Origin of the sequence: Bacillus sp. TH19 (assembly GCF_016651075.1) — a bacterium.
Taxonomy (GTDB): domain Bacteria; phylum Bacillota; class Bacilli; order Bacillales; family Bacillaceae_G; genus Bacillus_A; species Bacillus_A mycoides.
On record NZ_JAEKEO010000001.1, the window covers coordinates 435,299 to 457,106 of the forward strand.

Below are 21,808 nucleotides of genomic sequence, written 5' to 3' on the forward strand. Positions count from 1 at the left end.
AAGAATATGCCATTTATTCATCGTTTCACCCAAACAACCAATGGTGCGATTACATTTACAGGAAATACATTAGGTTATGCAGATGGAAGTACAGATATTGGGGCTTTTTTGACAACAGATAGTTCTAAACAAGTGTCAGGCTATCCAGCTGGAAGTACAATGAACTGGCAAGAAAATTCCTCTTTGGCTATGCTGAGAATCCCTGCAGACAGTGAAATATTGTATGCCGAGTTGATCTGGGGTGGATCGACTAAAGATCAATATACTGATGTTCGTTCAGCTATCAATACTTCGATTACTTTTACTACCCCAGCTGCTACTGTATCCATCGCACCAGATGCCTTCACTGCACGAGAAGAGTCCGTCTTTGGCGGTCAAGTTTTCTATGTTCGCTCTGCGAATGTAACTGAATTTGTACAAAAAGGTGGAGCTGGAACTTATATAGTAGGTGGTATTCCCGGAACGGTAAGAGATTGTACTTTTTTTCTAGCTTCTACCAATACAGTGGGATGGACGTTGGCTGTCGCTTATAAACATCCATTACTTAAAATTCGAAATATGAATATTTATGTTGGGTCTCAAGTGATTTCTATGTCTAATCCTCCAGTGGATGAGTTGATTTATAATTTTAAAACCCCAGAAGGTGGGGATATCCAGGGACGTGTCATGCTTACGGCACTGGAAGGAAACTCTAATCTTCCTGGCGATCGCTTTGAATTTGGTCCCAATCGTTCGTCGCTTTCGGTGATATCTGGTCCGAATAATCCTGGAAATAATTTTTTTGCGTCGCAGATTAACGATGATCTAGGAAATTTAGATACTAGTGGAACTGCTGGAACGCTCAATAAGCCTCTTGGATCAGACGGATTTGGCGTACGATCGGGTTGGGATATCACGAATGTAGATATTTCTCACACGTTGCATCATAGTCAAACCGAGGCAATCGCCCGTATTGCGACGGCGCAAGATACCTATTTGGTGAGTGGATATGGAGTACAGATTGACGCCAATAGCCCAATCGTAAAAATGAATAAGTCGGGGGATAAAAAACAAGCTGTAGTAGGTGAAATAGTAACTTACACTTTGGAAGTAAAAAATGATGGCTATGTAGATGCGACTAATGTGATTCTTCAGGACTACTTAGATCCAGAACTTGAATATTTACCAGATAGTTTACGAATCAGAGGTGCGGCATGGCCAGGACAAGATATTGCTAAGGGTGTGAACATTGGTACTTTGGCTGTAGGAGAAACAGTCCTCATCACGTATCAAGCGAAAATCATGAAAGAGCCTGATGATAAAGTGGTGCATAATCAAGCATCGATGATCTTTGATTTTCAGAGTAGACCAGATTTACCTATTTCGACAGCGACGAGTATTAGTAACAAACCTGGGATTGAAGTGATTGAGCCACCTACCTGTGAAGAAGGGAAAAATCAGATTATCCAAACGATTGCTGAGGCGGAACAAAGCATTGCTAGGATTATGCGGGCAGAAGCAGAAAAAATTGAAGTAGCTGCTCGTGCGTTTGGAGATAAGAAAATAGGAGTCCAAGATCTCATCGCTGTCAATGAAAGTGTGGAGGATATGTTAGACAGCCTAATCGTACTAGAATCAGTGCTTAAAGATAAACTCGCTGTTACCCAAGAAATTTGTGATTTTTGCTCATAACATCCATATATAATTTGATTCGATGATGGAAAGGGTGATGAAATATGTCTCAAAGTCGGGGGTATGTAAATATGAAAACTGAGGCGAATAGATTAATGGAGGATAGTCTGAAGATGGAAATAAATAAAAAAGTAAACAAAAATGAGGCAAAAGTAAAAGATATTTTGACTTATACCGTTCTTGTAACAAATATGGATCCGGTTGACGCACAAAACACTATCTTGAAAGATATCCTTCCAAAAGAGTTGAAGTTTGTTCCAGGTAGTGTTTTTGTGGATGGTGTGCCTCAACCTAGTGTGAGTGTAAATAATGGGATTAAGCTAGGAATGGTAGGAACAGGAGAACTGATTGAAGTGACATTTCAAGCGAAAGTAATCAATATTCCTCCAGATGAGCTAGTGAAAAATAAAGCCACCTTAAATTATGAATTTGAAAGTGCTTCTGGAACGCCTATCAAAAAAGGAGAAGCGGCCAGTAATATAACAGAGACAAAAGTGATTGTGCGTCCTCCTACTAACTGTGAGAACAATCAAAGTACCATTGAATTTTCAATTAAACAGGAAGAGAAGGCCATTCAGGAGTTACTGGATGCAGAAGCAGAAAAAATAAAGACGGCAAATCAAGCCTTTAATAGTGGCAGGATTACAAAAAATGAACAGAATTTGATTATTCAGAGTGAAAATAGTGTTTCTCAAACATTATCTACATTGAAACAAGAACTACAGAACAAGAGAAATACGATTCAGGATTTATGTAGTGGTTGTAAGTAGAGAAGAAGAGGATGTCTTACTTTCCCTCAGATGCTTTTGAAAAATAGGGAATCTGATTCATCACTAATAAGGTATGAATTACAGAAAAGAAAGGGAGAGGCACATGTCTAATTTTCCGAAAGTGAGTATAGAAAAGGAAGTAGACAAAATTGATGCGGTGGTAGGAGATATTCTAACATATACGTTTACCATTTCCAATGATAGTCTAATTGATGTTACTAATTGTCATTTTAAGGATTTTCTATCAGAAGAGGTGCAGTTTGTCCCGAATAGTGTGGAAATTGACGGTGAATCAAAACCTGGTGAAGATCCAACGAAAACGATTGTACTTGATAGACTATCCATTGAAGGGCCTATCATCATTACATTTAAAGTTGAAGTGATTAAACCTCATTCTAGTGGAGTGATTAGGAATAAAGCTTACATGGGTTCTCAGTATTCAGGTGGTTATGTAGATGCGGTCAGTAACGAAGTACAAACCAATGTGCCAGCAGGACGAACAACCTGTGAATGGTCACGTGACTTAATCATTCATTCCATCGCACAAGAGGAAAAAGGCCTAGCCACGATTCTTTACATGGAAGGCGAAAAGATTCAAGCAGCAATTAATTCATTTCGAGGTGGCCAGATTAAAGTGACGGATTTGCTAGCAATTAACAAGAGTGCAAAGAAAGCAGTTCAGCAAATTGCTAATCTGGAAAAAGAGTTGAAGAAAAAGTTAGATCAAGTTAAAGACCTATGTTGTGGTTGTAAGTAGGGATAGGAATAGATAAATAGAGAAAGGGTGAGAATCATGGCGTTTATTCAGCGATATTCAACCACGACTAACGGAGCGGTTACTTTTACTGGCAACACACTGGGTCTAAGTAATACCAATATCAGTTATACAGATATTGGTGCATTTATCACATTAGATTTGTCTAAGCAGGTACCAGGATATCCTGCAGGTACCACACTGGATTGGAAAGAAAATGCTTCTGCTGCACAGCTTCGCTTACCAACGGGAAGCATAGTATTATATGCAGAGTTAATTTGGGGTGGATCAACAAAAACGAGTACCGAGGATGTGACGAGTGAAATAGATCGGGCCATAACGTTAATCTCGCCAAAAGGGAGTACCCTCATTACGCCAGATCCGACTACGAGTCAGCAAGTAGCTCAGGCGAACCAAATATTTTATGTTCGCTCTGCCAATGTTACTAGTTTTATAGATGCAGGTGGGGCTGGTAATTATACTGTCAGTGGTGTACCAGCGACAGTACAAAGATATAAAGGGAACAACGTGGGGGGATGGACTTTATCTGTGGTTTATAAAGATCCTACACTGCCTCTTCGAAATATGAACATTCATGTCGGAACAGCATCGATTGAGAAAACGGGATCAGTAAGCCAGAAAATTTCTGGCTTCTCTACGCCTGAACTTGGTGATGTCAAAGCAAGATTGTTGCTAACCGCAATGGAAGGAGATTCAAAGATTCCAGGAGATCAGTTACTTTTTGGAAAAGATGCTTCTTCTTTAAAGCCCATCTCAGGTCCCAATAATCCGATTGACAACTTCTTTGCTTCACAAATTAATGATGATGCAGGGAATCTAGATACGAGTGGTACCTATGGGAATGTAAATGTCACACCAGGAAGTGCCGGACCAGCAGTTCGTTATAATTGGGATATTACCAATGTGGACGCTTCTACAGCTATGGAGAACTCACAAACGGAGGCATTAGTTCAACTGACTTCGAAATCAGATGGTTATATCGTGACAGGTCTGGGTGTTCAAATTGATGTGAATAGTCCAGAAATTAAAATTAATAAAGAAGTAGATAAAGAAGCAGCTATCGTGGGTGAAATCCTTACTTACACTCTATTAATTGAAAACAGTGGAATGACCGAAGCACAAAAAACTATTTTAAAAGATACTCTTCCACCAGAATTAAAGTTTGTTGAAGGCAGCTTACAAGTCGATGGCGTTCCTATACCTGGTGGAGATCCGACAAAAGGAGTAGACATTGGTTCCATATCTATCGAAGGACCGACGGAAGTTACCTTTCAAGCCTTAGTATTAAAAGTGCCACCAGACAATAGAGCGGTGAATAAAGCTACTGTCGTGTATGATTTCCAAAGTGCCCCAGGCTTACCGGTCTCTTCAGGTACAGCAGATAGTAATGAAGCCATTACGGTCATTCGAAAAGTAGAGGTAGAGGTAGTGAAACGGCAAGACATGTCAGTTTATGTCAAGGCAGGTAACATTATAACCTATACCATTGAAGTTGCTAATACAGGTGATACACAACTGACCGATGTCGTAATTGAGGATCAAATTCCAAATGGAACGAAGTTGGTTCCAGGCAGTTTACAGATAGATGGGCGCCCTCTCTCAGGCAATATAGAAAGTGGCGTGAATATTGGTACGGTAGAGCCCGGGACGACGACAAGAGTCACCTTCCAAGTGTTGATTGATAACCCAGTGCCTAAGAAAGTGACAAACAAAGCAAAAGTTGATTATAAATATAAGCTTATTCCTGATGGACAAATTTATCGTAAAGTAGAAATGACGAATGAAGTGACAGCTATTCACGAAAGCAATTGTAAAGAAGCACAGAAGAAAATCGTGACAGGTATTGGAGAAGCTGAGTTAGCGGCTGCAGGAGTAATCGTAGCAGAAAAATTAAAAATACAAGATGCAATTCGGGCCTTCAACGAAGGGAAGCAGAGTGCAGAAGAATTACTCAATGAGAATGAACAGTTGACCCACAAACTAACAAAAATAATTTTAGACGAAAAATTGCAACAAGATACATTGCAAAAAGCAAAAATACTTTGTTGCGATGGTATTGAAGGGATTGACTACAGTGGTGTCTATATCATCAAAAATAAAGGAAGTCAAAAAGTATTAGATATATCTAGCGCCTCAATGGATAATGGTGTAAACGTCCAACAATGGGATTATAACGGCGGAGATCATCAAAAATGGGAACTAGAGAAGATGGCAGATGGGTATTATAAAATCAAAGCAGTTCATAGTGGGAAATTGCTTACTGTGTCCGGAGCTTCAAACAGTGATGGTGCGAATGTAGAACAATGGGAAGACATTGGTGGAGATAATCAAAAATGGAAAATCGAAAAAAATTCGGATGGAACGCTTAAATTGATAGCTAAGCATAGCGGCCAATTACTTGATCTGAAGAGTAGTATACAAAACAATGGTGCTAATATTCAACAATGGCCAGACAATGGTACAGATGCTCAATGTTGGGAATTGACAAAATTAAAATAATACTTTTTATAAAATAAAGTATGTGTTTCGATATAGTAGCACAAAGTAGAAGTATTTGCTTTTAATAAAAACGGTAGAATAAACTTTAAAAAGAAAAGACATGAGTCATTGAGAAGTATAGACTCATGTCTTTTTTGTGTTATGGTGTAAAAAATTATTTAATAGAAGAAATCGAAAATACATTTGATGAGGTAATCTTTTTAACGAATTCCCCGAAATAATTCTCCTTCCTCAAGCGTGTGAAGAGCGTAGCACAACGGTAGGTGGGAGATGAATTTCGGTTTGGCATAGCTAAAAGCTTTTGATAAACTAGCTATATGAAGTTCTTTGATAACTTGATATATGAGGTTGCAGGAAGAAAATTGAGTGCGAAAACCAAGCCATTCGGTTCCTGCGTAAAATATCAACCGTACCAAAAGAGCGTCCAAGCGTTGGACATCTAGGGATGGAACACCCCGAAGTAACGCTCAGGGAGACGAAAGGTTGCTTTCATCGTGGAACTGAGAAGCTCCCACTTCAAGCTTTGCTAAGTGGCGAGTAGTTCACGATACTCACCTTGTAAACCCTCTCATCTTTTATCTGTTAAGAAAGTTTGTAACAGAACCTAAAAATAAATATGAAAATTTGTGTTAATTTATTAACTTTAATATGATTTTTCGCTTCAATTATAGTATTAGCAATATGATTTTACTATGTTTATAGAGTATATATAAAAATTTAAGATGATAAACTATCTTATAAAAGGCTATTACCTAATCATTTATCTGAAAATTGCGAAAAGGTGTGTAGATAGATATTATTGTAAATACATATATAATTCATTTTAATTTTCTGACATTAATTATCGGTATTCTTATAATAATCTTTGGCGTATATTGTGATAAATACAATGTACGGTGTCAGTATTTAAAAGGTTATATATCATAACTTAAAGGGGGAAGAAAACTATGAAAATGAAGAGTAAGATGATCATGACAACAGCGCTTGCAGCTACTTTAGCTACAGGTGCATTACCTACTACATCGGTATTTGCTGCAGAAAAAGAAGCACCTATTCAACAAAAAGAGTCACAAATTAGTATTCAACCGTTTGCACAGAATAATTTGGAAACAGCTGTTAATGCTGCTTTACATGGTCCCGAAGTCAAAAAAATCAAAGTATTCGAGCACGAATTTAATGTAAAACCAATTGAAGTTGTAAATTTAGCTGGCGGTAAAAAATATGTTAAGGGACAAATTTCTCATCATTTAAGTTTTCGTCCAGATGATCAATTTTATTATGAGTTTACAGTACAAGATGGAAAGGTGATAGATAAGCCTGTATTTAATATTGATAGGGGTGGTTTTACACCATTTGTGGCTCCGCTTTTATCAATTCTTGCTGCGTATAATGGAATCCCAGTTAATCCAAACGATTTAAACTCACTTGGTCAACAGATGGGAAAAGTTATAGATGGAAGCTGGGAACAAGCAGCACAATCTATTGCCACTGTAGTTAGTTTAACTTTTAATGAGTAGAAATTGAAGGGGAAATAAGTTTTTGTTTAGTTTTGCAGAAGCCCATTTTTCGTAAGTATACTTGTTATAAAAAGCTTTTAAATAAATATAAAACATGTATTAACACACCTGTTATATTTTCTTAATTTGTTAACCATCTTGTCTATCATTATATGTCACAAAATAGGAGTCTTGTTTAAGACTTCTGTTTTGTTTGTATAAAAAATGAGTGGCTTCGATTCTTTTTAAGATCCGTGAAGTATGATGAAGAATGGTGTCTTTACATGTCTATGGTTCGGCTCTATGAAATTTGTATATGCATGAATCTGATGGTTGTTGGATGAACCGCTATGGCCCTTCAAAATTTCAAGTAACAGACCGCTATCAAAAAATATTTTTAAGCAGAAAATCTCATTATTCTGGGAAAAGAAGCAATGTATATTGTAAAAAAACGTACCTTATTTTATGAGACGAATCTATTAAAAATTAGGAGAGATATAATGAAGAAAATAAAAATGAAAAACATCTTAAAAAGTGGAATCCTTACTTGTTTTACACTTGCAAGTTTATGTACGACTTCTACAGTATTTGCTGATAGTCATCCAGGTTATTCCTATGAATCCAATATAGGCTATCAAAATCCAACATGGATGTCAAAACTAGAAGATACAAAAAGAATAAGCGAAGTATCTATCCCGGGGACTCATGGTTCAATGGCTTTACATGGGGCAAGTTTTATTGATGAAAATTTGACAAGAAATCAAACAATGACCCTATCTCAACAATTCAATGCAGGAATTCGTTATGTAGACATGCGTGTTAAACGTGTAAAAGATTCTTTTGCGATGCACCATGGAATTGTAAATCAAAAAGCAATGTTTGAAGATGTATTAAAAGAGACAATTCAATTTCTAAGAGATAATCCTAAAGAAACTATTTTAATGCGTTTAAAGGAAGATACTGATCCTGAAAGTGGCTCGCTATCATTCGAGGAAATATTTAAAAATTATAAAGACCGTAATGCTTCCTATTTTTGGGATCCGAATTCTGTACCATCCTCAGAAAAAAATAATCCTAAGTTAGGAGATGTTCGAGGGAAAATTGTAATATTACAAAATTTCTCGTCATCTCAAGAATATGGTATTAATTATGAATCTTTGAATACCCAAGATAAGTTTGAAGTTGGCACTGGACCAGACGGAATGTATGAAAAATGGAATGCGGTGAAAACCCATCTTCTAAATGCAAATAATAACTTTAACAATGGTAAGATCTATCTCAACCATTTTAGTGGCACGGGTGGTGCAGCAGCATTATTGAATAATTGTTACCCTTGGTTTGTCGCAAGCGGAAAAGAGAGCAGAAATACTAATAGTAATCCAAAACTGATTCAAAAAAATGTAACAAATGAATGGAGAGATTTCCCTCGAGACATAAATGGACAAGTATTTTATGGGGGAATGAATACACTTGGAACTGATTTCATACAACAAGGTGGTATTAAGCATTCTGGTATTATTGCTGTTGATTTTCCTGGACCAGGTTTAATAGATAGTATTATCAGATTAAATGGGATAGACTCAAGTGAAAAAGAAATATTAATTTCCCAAATTTCTTCTGAATCGAAGCCATTATCTGGACAAAAAAATCGATCAAGTCAAAACTTTAGCATTAATAATTTACCTACAGGAACAAAGGGGTTAAAATGGGTTATCGAGCCTACAGAAAAAGATAATGCATCTACTATTTCCTTCAATGTTATGATCGATGTTTCTCTGGGGACGGATTCTGTTCGTTGGGGAAACATTTCGAATGGATCTAAGACTGAAGCATATACAAATTCTAAATACTATATTGCAAACCCAAGTGGCGCAACTAGCAAATTTACAGTGAAAATATACGCTATTACAAATTAAGGTTTTATTGTAAAGTTTTTTAATAAGGGTAAGGTTCTTTGAACTACTCACCACTTAACATCCTCGCGGACTGTTTGAAGCGGTGAGTAGTTCAAATCAAAGCATAGTGAAGTATTGCTAGCTATGATTCGTATTCAATTTATGCTACGAACCTTATGGTCAACATGTACTGTCAAACTAGTTAAAAAAACAGGAAATAATATGTAATTATAAAAACTTATTGAAAACGCTAACATAGTTGGCTATAATCAGGGTATAAAACTTCAAATGGATTGTGACTGTTCGGCAGGCAAAACCTAAATTATGGTGAAACCAGATTTTGAAATACTGGATTCTAATTAATTTAGGTTTTTTTATACTCTAAAGTATGTAGCTGCTGCTGAGCAATCAATATCTAAAAACCTAATAAGGTGATGATATATGCTCATAAAAAAAGTTTTTAATAATAATGTTGCTTTGGTAAACCGAACTGGAACAGAAATGATTGTCATGGGTAAAGGAATTGCTTTTCAAAAAAAAGTAGGTGAATATATTGATGAATCCATAGTGGATAAAGTATTTGTGCTAGAGAAGGAAAGTCAAGTATCGAATAAATTATTACAATTAATTAATGAGATTCCTACGGAACACTTCGAGCTTACTACCCAAATTGTGGAATATATAAAGAAACAAATTTCTAACTCAATTAGTGATAATATTTATCTTACCTTAACTGATCATATTAACTTCGCAATTAATCGATTTCAACAAGGTCAAATTATTAGGAATCCTTTATTTTGGGAAATAAAAAAGTTTTATCCAGAAGAGTATAATGTTAGTTTAACAGCTCTTACAATAATTAAAGAACATACTGGATTTGAACTACCAGAAGAAGAAGCTGGTTCCATTGCCTTGCATGTAATTAATGCACAACAAGATAATATAGTAATGGAAGAAACCATTATGGTAACAAAAATAGTAGGAGAAATTTTAAAAATTGTAAACTACTATTTTGGAATCAAATTAGATGAAAAATCTCTGAACTATAATCGTTTTGTTACACATTTAAGGTATTTTGCTTATCGTCTCTCTCGTAATGAACAAATAGTAGAAGAAGATAGCTTATTATTTCAACAAGTTAAGGAAAGTTATCCGGAAGCTTACGGTTGTGCAAAGAAGATAATGGCACTTTTAAAATCTAACTACAATCAAAAACTTACAAAAAATGAGATTACTTATTTTGTTATTCATATAAACCGTGTTACTCAAAGAAAATAAAATTAAAATGATTAATTTACAGGATTGTGACTGTTTGGCAGGCAAAACCTGAGTTGAAGCTTATGTATATACATAATTTCAACTCAGGTTTTTTATATTTCTGATGCTACATTTTATAGCATTGATCCTTATCTAATCAAAAACCAAGAAATTCTCTTAGAAGAAACCTTTTGTTTCTCCAATTTCCTCTTTTTGTGTCCAAGGGGTTAAGCTTTTGAGTACAAATCTCTAAGGAAATTCAGGCTATCTTGATATATATAATAATTTTTAATAATAAAGGAGTGTGTAGAATGAAATATGAAAAATTATCAAAAAAGATTATACAAGGAATCGGAGGAAAGGAGAATGTCAAAAGCGTTGTCCATTGCGCTACGCGTCTTCGCTTCCAACTAAATAATAAAACGCTTTTAGACAAAGAAAAGTTAGAACATTTAGAAGGGGTACTTAGTGTTGTTGAGAGTACAGGACAAATTCAAATTGTAATTGGTTCAAATGTTGCAGATGTGTACAATGATTTAGTTCAAGTAGGAAACTTTAATAGTGGATCTGTTCAATCAAATAATCAACCAAAAGAAAAGGTAAAGCTCACAGCAATGATTTTCGAATTAATCTCTGGTACGTTTACACCGCTCTTAGCACCACTTGCTGGAGCTGGGATGTTAAAGGCGATATTAGCAGTATTAGTTATGTTTGGTGTTCTTTCTGAAAAAAGTGGTACGTATGGAATCCTAGCAGCAGCAGGAAATGCTATTTTATACTTTTTACCTGTTATGATTGGTATTACTCTTGCTATTAAACTTGGTGCTAATGGATATATGGGTGGAATTATTGGAGCTTCATTATTAGAACCGAATTTTACTAGTCTAATGAGCAATGGAGATACAACTTCATTCTTGGGAATTCCTGTCCTATTAATGGATTATTCTTCAAGTATCGTTCCATCCTTTATTGCTGTACTTATTTATGCACAATTGGAGAAGTTCCTAAAAAAAGTTATCCATAAAGATTTACAATTATTTCTTTCTCCAATGATTTCATTGATTATTATAGTTCCATTAACAGTACTAGCGTTTGGGCCATTCGGAATTTATGTAGGAAAAATGATTACCTCTAGTATTAACTTTTTAAGCGAACACAGTGGATTACTGACTGGTGCTGTGATTGGAGGTACAATGATTATTTTAGTTGTCTTTGGACTTCATTGGGCACTCATTCCAATGAGTATCGAAAACTTAACGAATGGTGGAGATCCAATAGATCCAATGTGGGCAGCAAGTACATTTGCACAAATGGGAATCGCTTTAGGGATTTTCCTGAAAACGAAAGACAAAAAACTAAAATCTCTAGCAGGATCTACTACAATTACTGGTTTACTTTCAGGTGTAACAGAACCAATTATTTATGGCTTAATTTTAACTCATAAACGTACCCTAGCTTACGTCATTATTGTTGGTGCTATCGGAGGCGCATTTATTGGGTCATTTAAAGCCGAAGCGAAAGCGTTTATGCTGCATAGTATTTTTACACTAGGTGGTTCTACCACTCCATGGTTACCTTATTTTTTAATGATCTTACTTACAGTTGGTGGAGCTACACTGCTTACTTATTTCTTTGGATATGAAGATAAACCTTCAAAACAGAAGGGAAAGATGGAAGGGGAACCTAAGCAGCTGAGTAATCCTAATAACACGAAAAAAGTATTAAACAAACAAATAATTAACAGTCCATTATCTGGACAAGTCATCCCATTATCACAAGTAAACGATCAAGTATTTTCATCCGAAGCAATGGGTAAAGGTATAGCCATTGATCCTAATAAGGGTGAGGTGATTTCCCCAGTAAACGGGACTGTGACTACTATGTTTCCAACTGGACATGCAGTGGGAATTACCTCAGATGATGGAATCGAGATTTTAATTCATGTAGGAATTGATACAGTTCAATTAGATGGAAAGTATTACACTAAGCTTGTAGAAACAGGAGATTCAGTGTCGATGGGGCAATCTTTAATTCAATTTGAAATCGATAAAATTAAAGAAGCTGGATATGAAACAACGACACCTATTATTGTGACAAATAGCAATCAATTTCTAGATATTATTCAAACGACGAATCAATCCGTCTCAACTAATGCTAATTTATTAACAATAGTTAAATAGGGGGTATTAAATATGAAACCATTCACTAAACCGTTTCCTGAAAATTTTTTATGGGGTGGAGCAACAGCAGCGAATCAAATTGAAGGGGCTTATAAAGAAGGTGGAAAGGGTCTTTCTACAGCAGATGTACTACCAAATGGTGTCTTTAGCCCACCAAATTTCTTACTAAATGGAGATTGCCCTTATCATACTGCAATTGACTATTATCATAACTATAAACAAGATATTGCTCTCTTTGCAGAAATGGGATTTAAATGCTTCCGTATGAGTATAGCATGGACTCGAATTTTTCCAAATGGTGATGAGTCTCAACCAAGTATAGAAGGATTAGCTTTCTATGATCAAGTATTTGCCGAATTGAAAAAATACCACATTGAGCCTATCGTAACAATATCTCATTATGAAATGCCTCTCAATTTAGTGAGAAAATATGGAGGATGGCGAAATCGTAAACTTATTGATTTTTATTTAAATTTTGCCACTACTTTATTTGAACGCTATAAACACGTGAAATATTGGTTGACGTTTAATGAAATTAATTTTGTAATTCATGCTCCTTTTACTGGTGGGGGACTCGAGTTTAAAGAAGGGGATCATAAGCAAAATATACAGTATCAATCGGCTCATCATCAATTTATCGCAAGCGCTTTAGCTGTAAAAGCAGGTCATGAAACGATAAAGAATAGTAAGATAGGTTGCATGCTTGCCTATGCGCCAACTTATCCGCATACTTGTAATCCTGAAGATGTATGGAAAGCCATGATGTTAGATCGTGAAACAGTATTCTTTACTGATGTTCAAGTTCGAGGGTATTATCCGTCATATACTGAAAAATATTTCGCTGAAAATCAAATACAAATCACAATGGAACCTGGTGATGAGGAAATTCTCTCATCCCATAAAGTAGATTACCTAGGTTTTAGCTACTATAATAGCGGTACGGCATCTGCTTCTCCTGATAAACATGAAACTTCTGCCGGTAACTTACAGGTTGGCGGTGTTAAAAACCCATACCTAAAGGTCTCAGATTGGGGATGGGAAATTGATCCAAAAGGTTTACGCATAGCCTTGAATTTGTTATATGATCGATACCAAATACCTCTATTCATTGTTGAAAATGGTTTTGGAGCAATAGATGTACTAAATACAGAAGGTACAGTACATGATGATTATCGAATTAATTATTTGAAATCTCATATTATAGAAATGAAAGAGGCCATCGCTGATGGAGTCGATTTATTAGGTTATACTACATGGGGACCAATTGATTTAGTAAGTGCATCAACAGCAGAAATGAAAAAGCGTTATGGATTCATCTATGTAGATAAGGATAATGATGGAAATGGAACCCTAAAACGTTATAGAAAAAAAAGTTTTGCATGGTATAAAAATGTTATTGCCTCTAATGGTGATAATTTGGATTCATTTTGAAATTAAATTTTAACACATTATCCGAAAAAATTCTCTTTCCTCAAGCGTGTACAGGGGGATAGCCCAACGATAGGTGGGAGAAATCTTTCGGTTTGGTGCAGCCAAAAGATTTCTGATAAACTAGAAACGGTTCTGTTGTAAAGTTTCTTAACACATAAAACGGTGAGGAAATTACAATTGAATTTTATGAAGCCGGTATTAATTTTGTAATACGTTACACGACGAAAAGACGAGGTCTGATTGAAGACTTCGTCTTTGTTTATTTCGTTGGAATCTATAATTAAAGAGTATAAAGAGAAGAAATAAAGTAAAGTATGAACCACCTAACTAACACATATTACTTCATAATGCACTTAGTAATTATATAATTTTTATATAGATATATGGTTTATTATTTTGCAGTAGGGGGGATTTTGAAAAAGAAAGAAGAAGCATATTATCTGCATGTGTGCTAAAGGACAAAATTACGAAATTCATTAAAATAGAACCATGGCGTTCATTGAAAGAAGAAATGAATGTTTTAGGTTTCACGGACAGTGATATTTTTTAAGTTCAAATGGTATTATATGATCCGAATAAAGGCAATAAGCAAAAATAAAAGCAAGATAATAGGGATCACGCCACATTGCTATTAAGCTAAGCGTATATAAGTTTAAGCTCTTTTCAGCACCTTTTACATCTAATTTGATTCATAACAGATGGGTGTCATAGACCACCAAATAAAAACACAGGGTTTTATCTCTCTGTTTCTTCAAATTTTCGTTCTTGAATATATGCTTTAGCATGAATAATGTCTTCCTGAAGTTCTTTTAATTCTTTCATAGATTCTGATTCAATAGTCATGTAAGCAGTAACTAACCTAATCATCATATCCATGTTCTCTACTATATTTTGAATGACCTGTTCAGCTTGCTCTTTTTTAGGGTGTTGTATTGCTTTTAACGAATTCCCCAAAAGAATTCTCCTTCCTCAAGCGTGCGAAGGGCGTAGCCCAACGGTAGGTGGGAGATGAATTTCGGTTTGGCATAGCCAAAGACTTTTGATAAACTAGCTATATGAAGTTCTTTGATAACTTGATATATGAGGTTGCAGGAAGAAAATAGAGTGCGAAAACCAAGCCATTCGGTTCCTGCGTAAAATATCAACCGTACCAAAAGAGCGTCCAAGCGTTGGACATCTAGGGGTGGAACACCCCGAAGTTACGCTCAGGGAGACGAAAGGGTACTTTCGTCGTGGAACTGAGAAGCTCCCACTTCAAGCTTTGCTAAGTGGCGAGTAGTTCACTATATCTTCCATATAATTGTTCTTTCTTTGCTTGATATCATAAATAAACTGTTTTGTGTTTGAGTTCAGTTGTTTTTCCTCCGTTTTAGATTTCTTTCTATTCTATCATATTTGAATAGAAAATATTGGATTCCCCTACATTTACACCTGTCTTATACATCTCCTCAATTATACAAACTAATTCTTTAACGTACAGGGAACTAATCGAAACGTGTTAATTTTGTGTATAAACGTACAATTTTCTTTTTTGGATATGGTGAGGCCATGCCCATCAACTTAAGAAAAATAAACGCCCCAAAAACGAAAAAAATGAACTGACTTCTCAAAGTAGCTACCTGTAGAGAAGGAAAATTTTCGTTTAGGGGGTACTTCAAAACCTTAGCTTGCTAGCGATGTGTTCCATTCTCCAAAATACATATTGGTTCCTGCGGTTATATATTCTAATGCTAGTATTTTTCTATATAGATGGTAGCAAATTAAAATTCATACTAAATAATTTGTAATATATGAAGATGCGTATAATTAAAAATTTATATATTTTTTGATTTTAATATTTAAAACTTATGTATACATGTTACAATATAGTTCTCCAATTTATTGTATTCTTCTATTTAGAATTTATGGTTCAGTAATCCAATAAAAAAGTGGCTGTAGTAACTAGATTTATTAATGAAGTGAAGAATGTAGAGTAGTTTAAAAAGCCATTAAGTAGAATTATCCAGGGGATATATTCACTTAGTTAAGTTTTAGAGAATTTCTTATGGTAAGGATTTCATACAATTTAATTAGGCCTAAATTAAACCTTTTATCCAATCAAAACTAAAAACTATTTTAATAGAGTGAAGTATATATTTAATACGGTTTATTTGGAATAATTCTTATTTTTATATTTGCTTAAAATAGAAAAATAACATACTTGAAAGGGGGATAAATAAAACTCCGCTTGTGAAAGCTAAATTGCTATCTCTGAAGATGCATGTAAAAGGATATAGTAGTAAGTTCATTTCAAATGATACCATAAATAATTGTAGAAAAAGATAAAGGAGTAAACATTTAAATAAATAATATGAGTTGTAAGAATGAAAAGGAGAAGAAAATCGTGTTTAATATAAAAAAAAGATTGGAACAAATAAAGCTAAAAACGAAGTTGTCTATGGCATTTATTGCAATATTAATTATACCTAGTCTTATTGTAGGAATAACATCTTATGATGAGGCGAAAACAGATCTTAATGAAACAATTCTACAAACAGCAAAAGATAATGTAAGTATTTTAGATAAGATTGTTGATGATGAATTAGAAAACAAATATATAGATGTAACTTATTTTGCAAAATTACTCACACAAGGCAATTATAATCCTGATCAATTACAAAATGTGCAGAGTAAATTTGAACAATATATACAGTTACATCCAGAGATAGAAACAATTTATTCCGCATCCAGTAACAATCAATTTATTCATGCGCCTGTTGGAGAAATACCAGAAGGATTTAGTCCGTTAGAAAGTAGTTGGTATAAGGATGCTGTAAAAGCAAATGGTGAAATTATTGTTTCATCTCCGTATAAATCAAAGGCTACTGGAAATATGGTAATAGCAGTTGCTAAACAAAATGAAGATAAAAGTGGTGTCATTGGTATGGACTTGAATATTGATGATATCGTAAAAACATCTAAAATGATAAAAATAGGAAAGCAAGGTTTTGTAGCTATAGTGGGGCAAGATAAAACTATAGTCGTTCATCCAACATTAAAACCTGGTGAAAAATTAGAGAAATCTTTAGCAGATGAACTTTATAAGAAAGAAGATGGAGAGATTACGTATAGCCTCAATGGTGAGGATCGAAGCATAAGCTTTAAGACAAATAAAAAAACAGGTTGGAAAATAGCTGGTGTAATGCCTACGAAAGAAATTGAAGAAGCTACCAATCCTATTTTTTATAAAACATTTGCTATAATAGGAGCTTCTTTATTATTAGGTGGAATTATAATTTTCTTCATTCTTAGATCTATTATTAATCCACTAAGACAATTAGTTATTTCAGCTCAAAGAATTAGTCGAGGAGATTTAACGGAGAAAATTGATATTCGTTCAAAGGATGAACTTGGTCAATTGGGTGATAGTTTCAATGCAATGGCAGAGTCTTTACGCAATATTATTTCACAAATTAACACATCTGCAGGACATGTAGCAGCTTCTTCTGAGGAACTAACTGCTAGTGTAGAGCAAGCAAGTGTTGCAACAGAACAAATTACAAAAGAAATGGAAGAAATTTCACATAGTGCAGAAGTTCAAAATAATGAAGTTGAGTCCGGAGCTAAATTAATAGGTGATGTAACACGAGATATTCAATGTGTAGCTGATAATGCTTCTGAAGTATCGACCTCATCTTTATACACAAAACAAAAAGCATATGAGGGGGAACAATTAGTAGAACAAACTGTAACACAAATGCAGTCTATACATAATTCTGTTTCCCAATCCGATAATGTAATTAAATTATTAGATAAGAAATCGCAGCAAATAGGCACTATATTAGAAGCGATTCAAAATATTGCTGAACAAACAAATCTATTAGCACTAAATGCGGCGATTGAGGCGGCTAGGGCAGGAGAACAGGGACGTGGATTTGCAATTGTTGCGGATGAAGTTGGGAAATTAGCGGAACAATCAGGACAATCTTCAATGGAAATTGGAAAATTAATTAAAGAAATACAATTAGATGTACATGAGACTGTAAAAGCTATGAATGAAGTAGGAATAGAAGTACAGTCGGGAATTAAGGTAGCGAATGATACAAAACAAAGTTTTTATGAGATTTCAAATTCAGCGAATGATATCGTTTCCAAAGTACATGGTATGGTGGACCTATCAAATAAGATGACATTTGATGCAATGCAAGTCGATAAATCTATTAATCAAATAGCAGTAGCTGTAAAAGAGAACACCACAAGTATGCAAACTATAGCTGGTTCATCCGAAGAACAACATGCTTCCATGGAAGAGATAAATTCTTCAGCAATTCAATTAGCACAAATGGCCGAAGAATTACAGGAGTTAATAGGTGGATTTAAAATGTAAAATTTTGGTATACCCTTAAATTATTGAAATTATTAAAACACATAAGGTTTTATAAGAGTGTATGTTGAATTATTTTGCAATATACGCTCTTATTTTTTGTTTTTTTACAAAAAAACCTAAAATTAGAACGGATAATTACATTCATAAGTGAAGGAATTATAGCAGAAGAATACAAAACAATACCGAGGAATATTAGAAAGGAATTTCATGTAGAATGTAACTGCTCGATAATGAAATGTTTTGATAGACGTTATTTTGAGTAATAGTTGTAGAACAATTTTCGAGCAAAAAGAGGCGAATTCAATGGATTGGTTAGTTGGCTGTAATTTCGCTTTCTTTAAGTGATTAAGTAAAAATGACATAATAAATTGGGATGGAAAATTGATATTATTTATATATTTATTTGTAAGCCCAGTTGAACGGAAAAATACTGTGTAAGTATTTTTGTGAACATTTGGTGAGCAGTATCATCAATGTGATAAATCACATATTAAGAATATAATAATGTTAAAAGCAAGTGATCGTTATCACCACTTGCTTATGAGGTCTCTAAATAATGAAAATCAAAAAACATACTAAATAGAGTGAACAGGCACCTCATAGATAATATGTACTTCAATTATTAATTCTAAACATTGAGCAATTCTCACACGTATTGAGTAAAAAATGTGGTTATGATATTTTTGAATAATTTTACATATTGTTTTGAATAAGTTAATTTTATTTTGAATATATAATTACTATAAATAAATATTAGAATTCGAATAACGGACATAATTTCCCCATATTCACTGCATAAAATTTTGTTAAACTCTGAAATTCAAGAGGTAAATTATTCTTTATCATTGTAGTTCTTTTTTTATACGCTACTCTAAAATGCGTGTAATTATTAGAAATATGAATATGGGAAGAGGAGGGAGAACTTTTATTTCATTTTGATAGATTCAATTTTTTTCATGAAGATTCACCCTTTCTTTTTGTACTATATTCACATTTAAAAGGCCTTTACTCATATGAGTAAAGGCCTTTTTCAAGACAAAGAAACCTTGTTAGGAAAAAGCTAAACAAGTCGTTTTATCATAAAGGTCCCCCTCATTGAGTTTTAGCACTGTACAGCATAGGTTTAAAACCAGCTACCTTAAGAAGGGCCTTAATTCGACCGTTCCTGTTGACCCATTGGCGTCTCTCGACATTTTTGGGTAGCAGCGTTTCTCTATACAGGAGCCTCACCTAACAGAGACATATTTTATTTGCACTAATAAGCAAATTAAATGTTGTGTGTTTATCTAATGTGAAAATAATAAGTTTAAAATTCATCCCTTTTCAAGATACAGATTATATCGAAAGTGAGAGGAAATCAAGTTGAAATTTTTGTTATCTATCGGACGTTTTTGTTTTAAATATTTTATTTTTACACCAATATTCAATTATAAAGCGTCAGGACACGTGTAATAATAAAAAAATTAATTTAATAGTTTATAGTTTAGAAAATTTAGCGCATGAATTGTAAAGTTCGTTGTATAAATATAAATTAGTATACAGTTGTTTATATCTATGATTTGGGAATGGTATGATATCAAAAAATGAAGAAATAAGTTTTATTATTACTTGACAAGCTCAAAAATAGTGGATATGCTTTAACACGAAACGAACAAAAATTTAAAATATTTATAACCTGTTAGGTGAGGCTCCTATACAAACACAGGCTATTGCCCAAAAATATCGAAAGATGCCAATGGGTAGAACAGGAATTGTCGGATTAAGGCTCTTCTTAAGATAGCTAAGTGATGAATGATTCATCCTTTACGTTGTATAGTGCCAAAACTCAACTAGGGGGAATGAGCTTTATTTAGCTATGTCTTTTTTAAATCAACCTCCTTTAGTTGAATCACTAGGGGAGGTTTTTTATATGCAAAATTTTATTTGTAATAAATCTCTTAAAAAAGGGGGGAAAACTAATGATTGATGATATTGATCCCATATTTATTAAGAAATTTGTTTTCCCAGAAGTGGGAAAATGAATAAATAGTACTACTGTCCTTAAGGAGGAATTACGATGAAAAAATGTTTACAACAATTATTAGCAACAAAAGATATACATTTAGTGCGAGAGCTAATAAAAATTCAATCCTATGATATTGCGATGGAAATGAAAGATCTTCACCATAAAGATCAGATATCTTTAATGAAATATTTTCCTGCTGAAAAAGGTGCGAAAATTCTTAGTTACCTTACTCCAGAGGAGCAATATAATATTTGCACCAACGTGCCTGTGGATAAAGGGGAAGAGCTATTAGCTAGGCAATCTATTGATGACCTTGTTGATGTAATTCTTTCAATTCATCCACTACAGGCTGAGAAACTGATACAACTTTTGTCTAAAGAATCTCAACAAAGAATTAGAAGTCTGTTGGTTTTTCAATCTGGAACAGCGGGTAGTTTGATGACAATTGACTATATTGCTGCCAGGGAAAATTGGAAAGTGAAAGATACGCTGTCGCATATTAGAAAAATTGGGGCAGGGGTAGAATCAATTTCGTATATTTATGTTCTTGATACGCGTGGTCAGCTTAATGGAATTGTTTCTATTCGTGAATTATTGCTAGCTTCAGATGATAAAACTTTATCATCAATAATGGCATCGGATGTTATTTCAGTTTCAGTGGACCTAGACCAACAGGAAGCTGTACAAAAGCTAATGGATTATGATTTATCCGCTATACCTGTAACAACGATGGATAATCGGATGATAGGTATCATAACCTTCGATGATGCAATGGATGTTTTCGAAGAAGAAGCAACTGAAGATATTCAAAAATTAGGAGGGAGCACCCCATTAGATAAGCCGTATTTCGAAACCTCTATTTGGCAAATATACCGTAAACGTATAGGTTGGTTATTACTTCTGTTTGTAGCAGAAGCATATACTGGTTCTGTACTTCGACATTATGAAGAAACTTTGACTCATGTAGTTGCACTGGCTTTCTTTATTCCATTGTTAATTGGAACTGGTGGAAATACAGGCACACAGGTCGTAACTACATTGGTTCGTGCTGTAGCTCTAAATGAGGTGAAATTTAAAGATATATTTCGTGTTATGAAAAAAGAAGCATTAGTAGGTATTTTACTCGGGCTTACATTAGCCGTTGCGGCATTAATTCGTGCGTACACTTTAGGCGTAGGTACAGAAGTCGCACAAGTTGTAGCTATAACTGGATTATTCATTGTTATTTGGTCGTCTATTGTTTCATCTGTATTACCCTTGATTCTAAATAAGTTAAAGTTGGATCCAGCTGTTATTTCAGGTCCGTTCATTACGACATTAGTCGATGGGACGGGGTTAATTCTGTACTTTACCATTGCAAAAATGTTATTAGGCTTATAAAAAATTTATATTAAGTTTTTATACCTAGGTTCGTTCCCGTAAAGTTTGTAGACAAGATTGTGGGAGGCATGGAGAAAGAGAGA

The 21,808-nt window shown here is 34.4% G+C and carries 12 protein-coding genes and 2 riboswitches; of the genes, 11 read left to right on the forward strand and 1 reads right to left on the reverse strand.

What is annotated here, in order from left to right; all coding sequences use genetic code 11:
- Positions 1–6 precede the first annotated feature (6 nt).
- The 9 genes from JFU54_RS02070 to JFU54_RS02110 all read left to right on the forward strand — a co-directional run bounded on the left by JFU54_RS02070 (position 7) and on the right by JFU54_RS02110 (position 13,974).
- On the forward strand, positions 7–1,671 hold the full coding sequence (locus JFU54_RS02070) for an alpha-helical endospore appendage domain-containing protein (RefSeq protein WP_002193452.1): 1,665 nt from the start codon (positions 7–9) through the stop codon (positions 1,669–1,671).
- Positions 1,672–1,715: 44 nt separating this feature from the next.
- Positions 1,716–2,441, forward strand: coding sequence for a DUF11 domain-containing protein (locus JFU54_RS02075; RefSeq protein ID WP_151304213.1), 726 nt, complete (start codon positions 1,716–1,718; stop codon positions 2,439–2,441).
- 103 nt (positions 2,442–2,544) lie between these two features.
- A complete protein-coding gene (locus JFU54_RS02080; protein ID WP_078205712.1) occupies positions 2,545–3,198 on the forward strand; it encodes a DUF11 domain-containing protein in 654 nt (217 codons plus the stop codon).
- Positions 3,199–3,234: 36 nt separating this feature from the next.
- Positions 3,235–5,715, forward strand: coding sequence for an RICIN domain-containing protein (locus tag JFU54_RS02085; protein ID WP_078205713.1), 2,481 nt, complete (start codon positions 3,235–3,237; stop codon positions 5,713–5,715).
- Positions 5,716–6,662: 947 nt separating this feature from the next.
- Positions 6,663–7,232 (forward strand): hypothetical protein, encoded by a 570-nt coding sequence (locus tag JFU54_RS02090; protein ID WP_002069635.1) that lies wholly within the window; start codon positions 6,663–6,665, stop codon positions 7,230–7,232.
- A 479-nt stretch (positions 7,233–7,711) separates the two neighbouring features.
- Positions 7,712–9,127 (forward strand): phosphatidylinositol-specific phospholipase C, encoded by a 1,416-nt coding sequence (locus tag JFU54_RS02095; RefSeq protein WP_078205715.1) that lies wholly within the window; start codon positions 7,712–7,714, stop codon positions 9,125–9,127.
- Between the two features lie 420 nt (positions 9,128–9,547).
- Complete coding sequence (licT, locus tag JFU54_RS02100; protein ID WP_033707505.1) at positions 9,548–10,384, forward strand: BglG family transcription antiterminator LicT; 837 nt, start codon at positions 9,548–9,550, stop codon at positions 10,382–10,384.
- 290 nt (positions 10,385–10,674) lie between these two features.
- Positions 10,675–12,543: a beta-glucoside-specific PTS transporter subunit IIABC gene (locus tag JFU54_RS02105; protein WP_078205716.1), complete on the forward strand. Its 1,869-nt coding sequence runs from the start codon at positions 10,675–10,677 to the stop codon at positions 12,541–12,543.
- A gap of 12 nt (positions 12,544–12,555) precedes the next feature.
- Positions 12,556–13,974 (forward strand): 6-phospho-beta-glucosidase, encoded by a 1,419-nt coding sequence (locus JFU54_RS02110; protein WP_078205717.1) that lies wholly within the window; start codon positions 12,556–12,558, stop codon positions 13,972–13,974.
- A 735-nt stretch (positions 13,975–14,709) separates the two neighbouring features.
- On the opposite strand, the gene JFU54_RS02115 is transcribed toward JFU54_RS02110, so the two are convergent.
- The gene (locus tag JFU54_RS02115; RefSeq protein ID WP_078205718.1) at positions 14,710–14,928 is read right to left on the reverse strand and encodes a hypothetical protein; all 219 of its coding nucleotides are present in this window, start codon (positions 14,926–14,928) and stop codon (positions 14,710–14,712) included.
- 1,429 nt (positions 14,929–16,357) lie between these two features.
- Between JFU54_RS02115 and JFU54_RS02120 the strand changes: the two genes are divergently transcribed.
- Entirely contained in the window at positions 16,358–18,340 is a 1,983-nt protein-coding gene (locus tag JFU54_RS02120; RefSeq protein ID WP_201063592.1) for a methyl-accepting chemotaxis protein, read from the forward strand.
- Positions 18,341–19,421: 1,081 nt separating this feature from the next.
- A riboswitch (M-box (ykoK) riboswitch) is annotated at positions 19,422–19,585 on the reverse strand.
- A gap of 422 nt (positions 19,586–20,007) precedes the next feature.
- A riboswitch (M-box (ykoK) riboswitch) is annotated at positions 20,008–20,184 on the forward strand.
- Between the two features lie 212 nt (positions 20,185–20,396).
- On the forward strand, positions 20,397–21,725 hold the full coding sequence (gene mgtE, locus JFU54_RS02125; protein WP_151304217.1) for a magnesium transporter: 1,329 nt from the start codon (positions 20,397–20,399) through the stop codon (positions 21,723–21,725).
- Positions 21,726–21,808 lie beyond the last annotated feature (83 nt).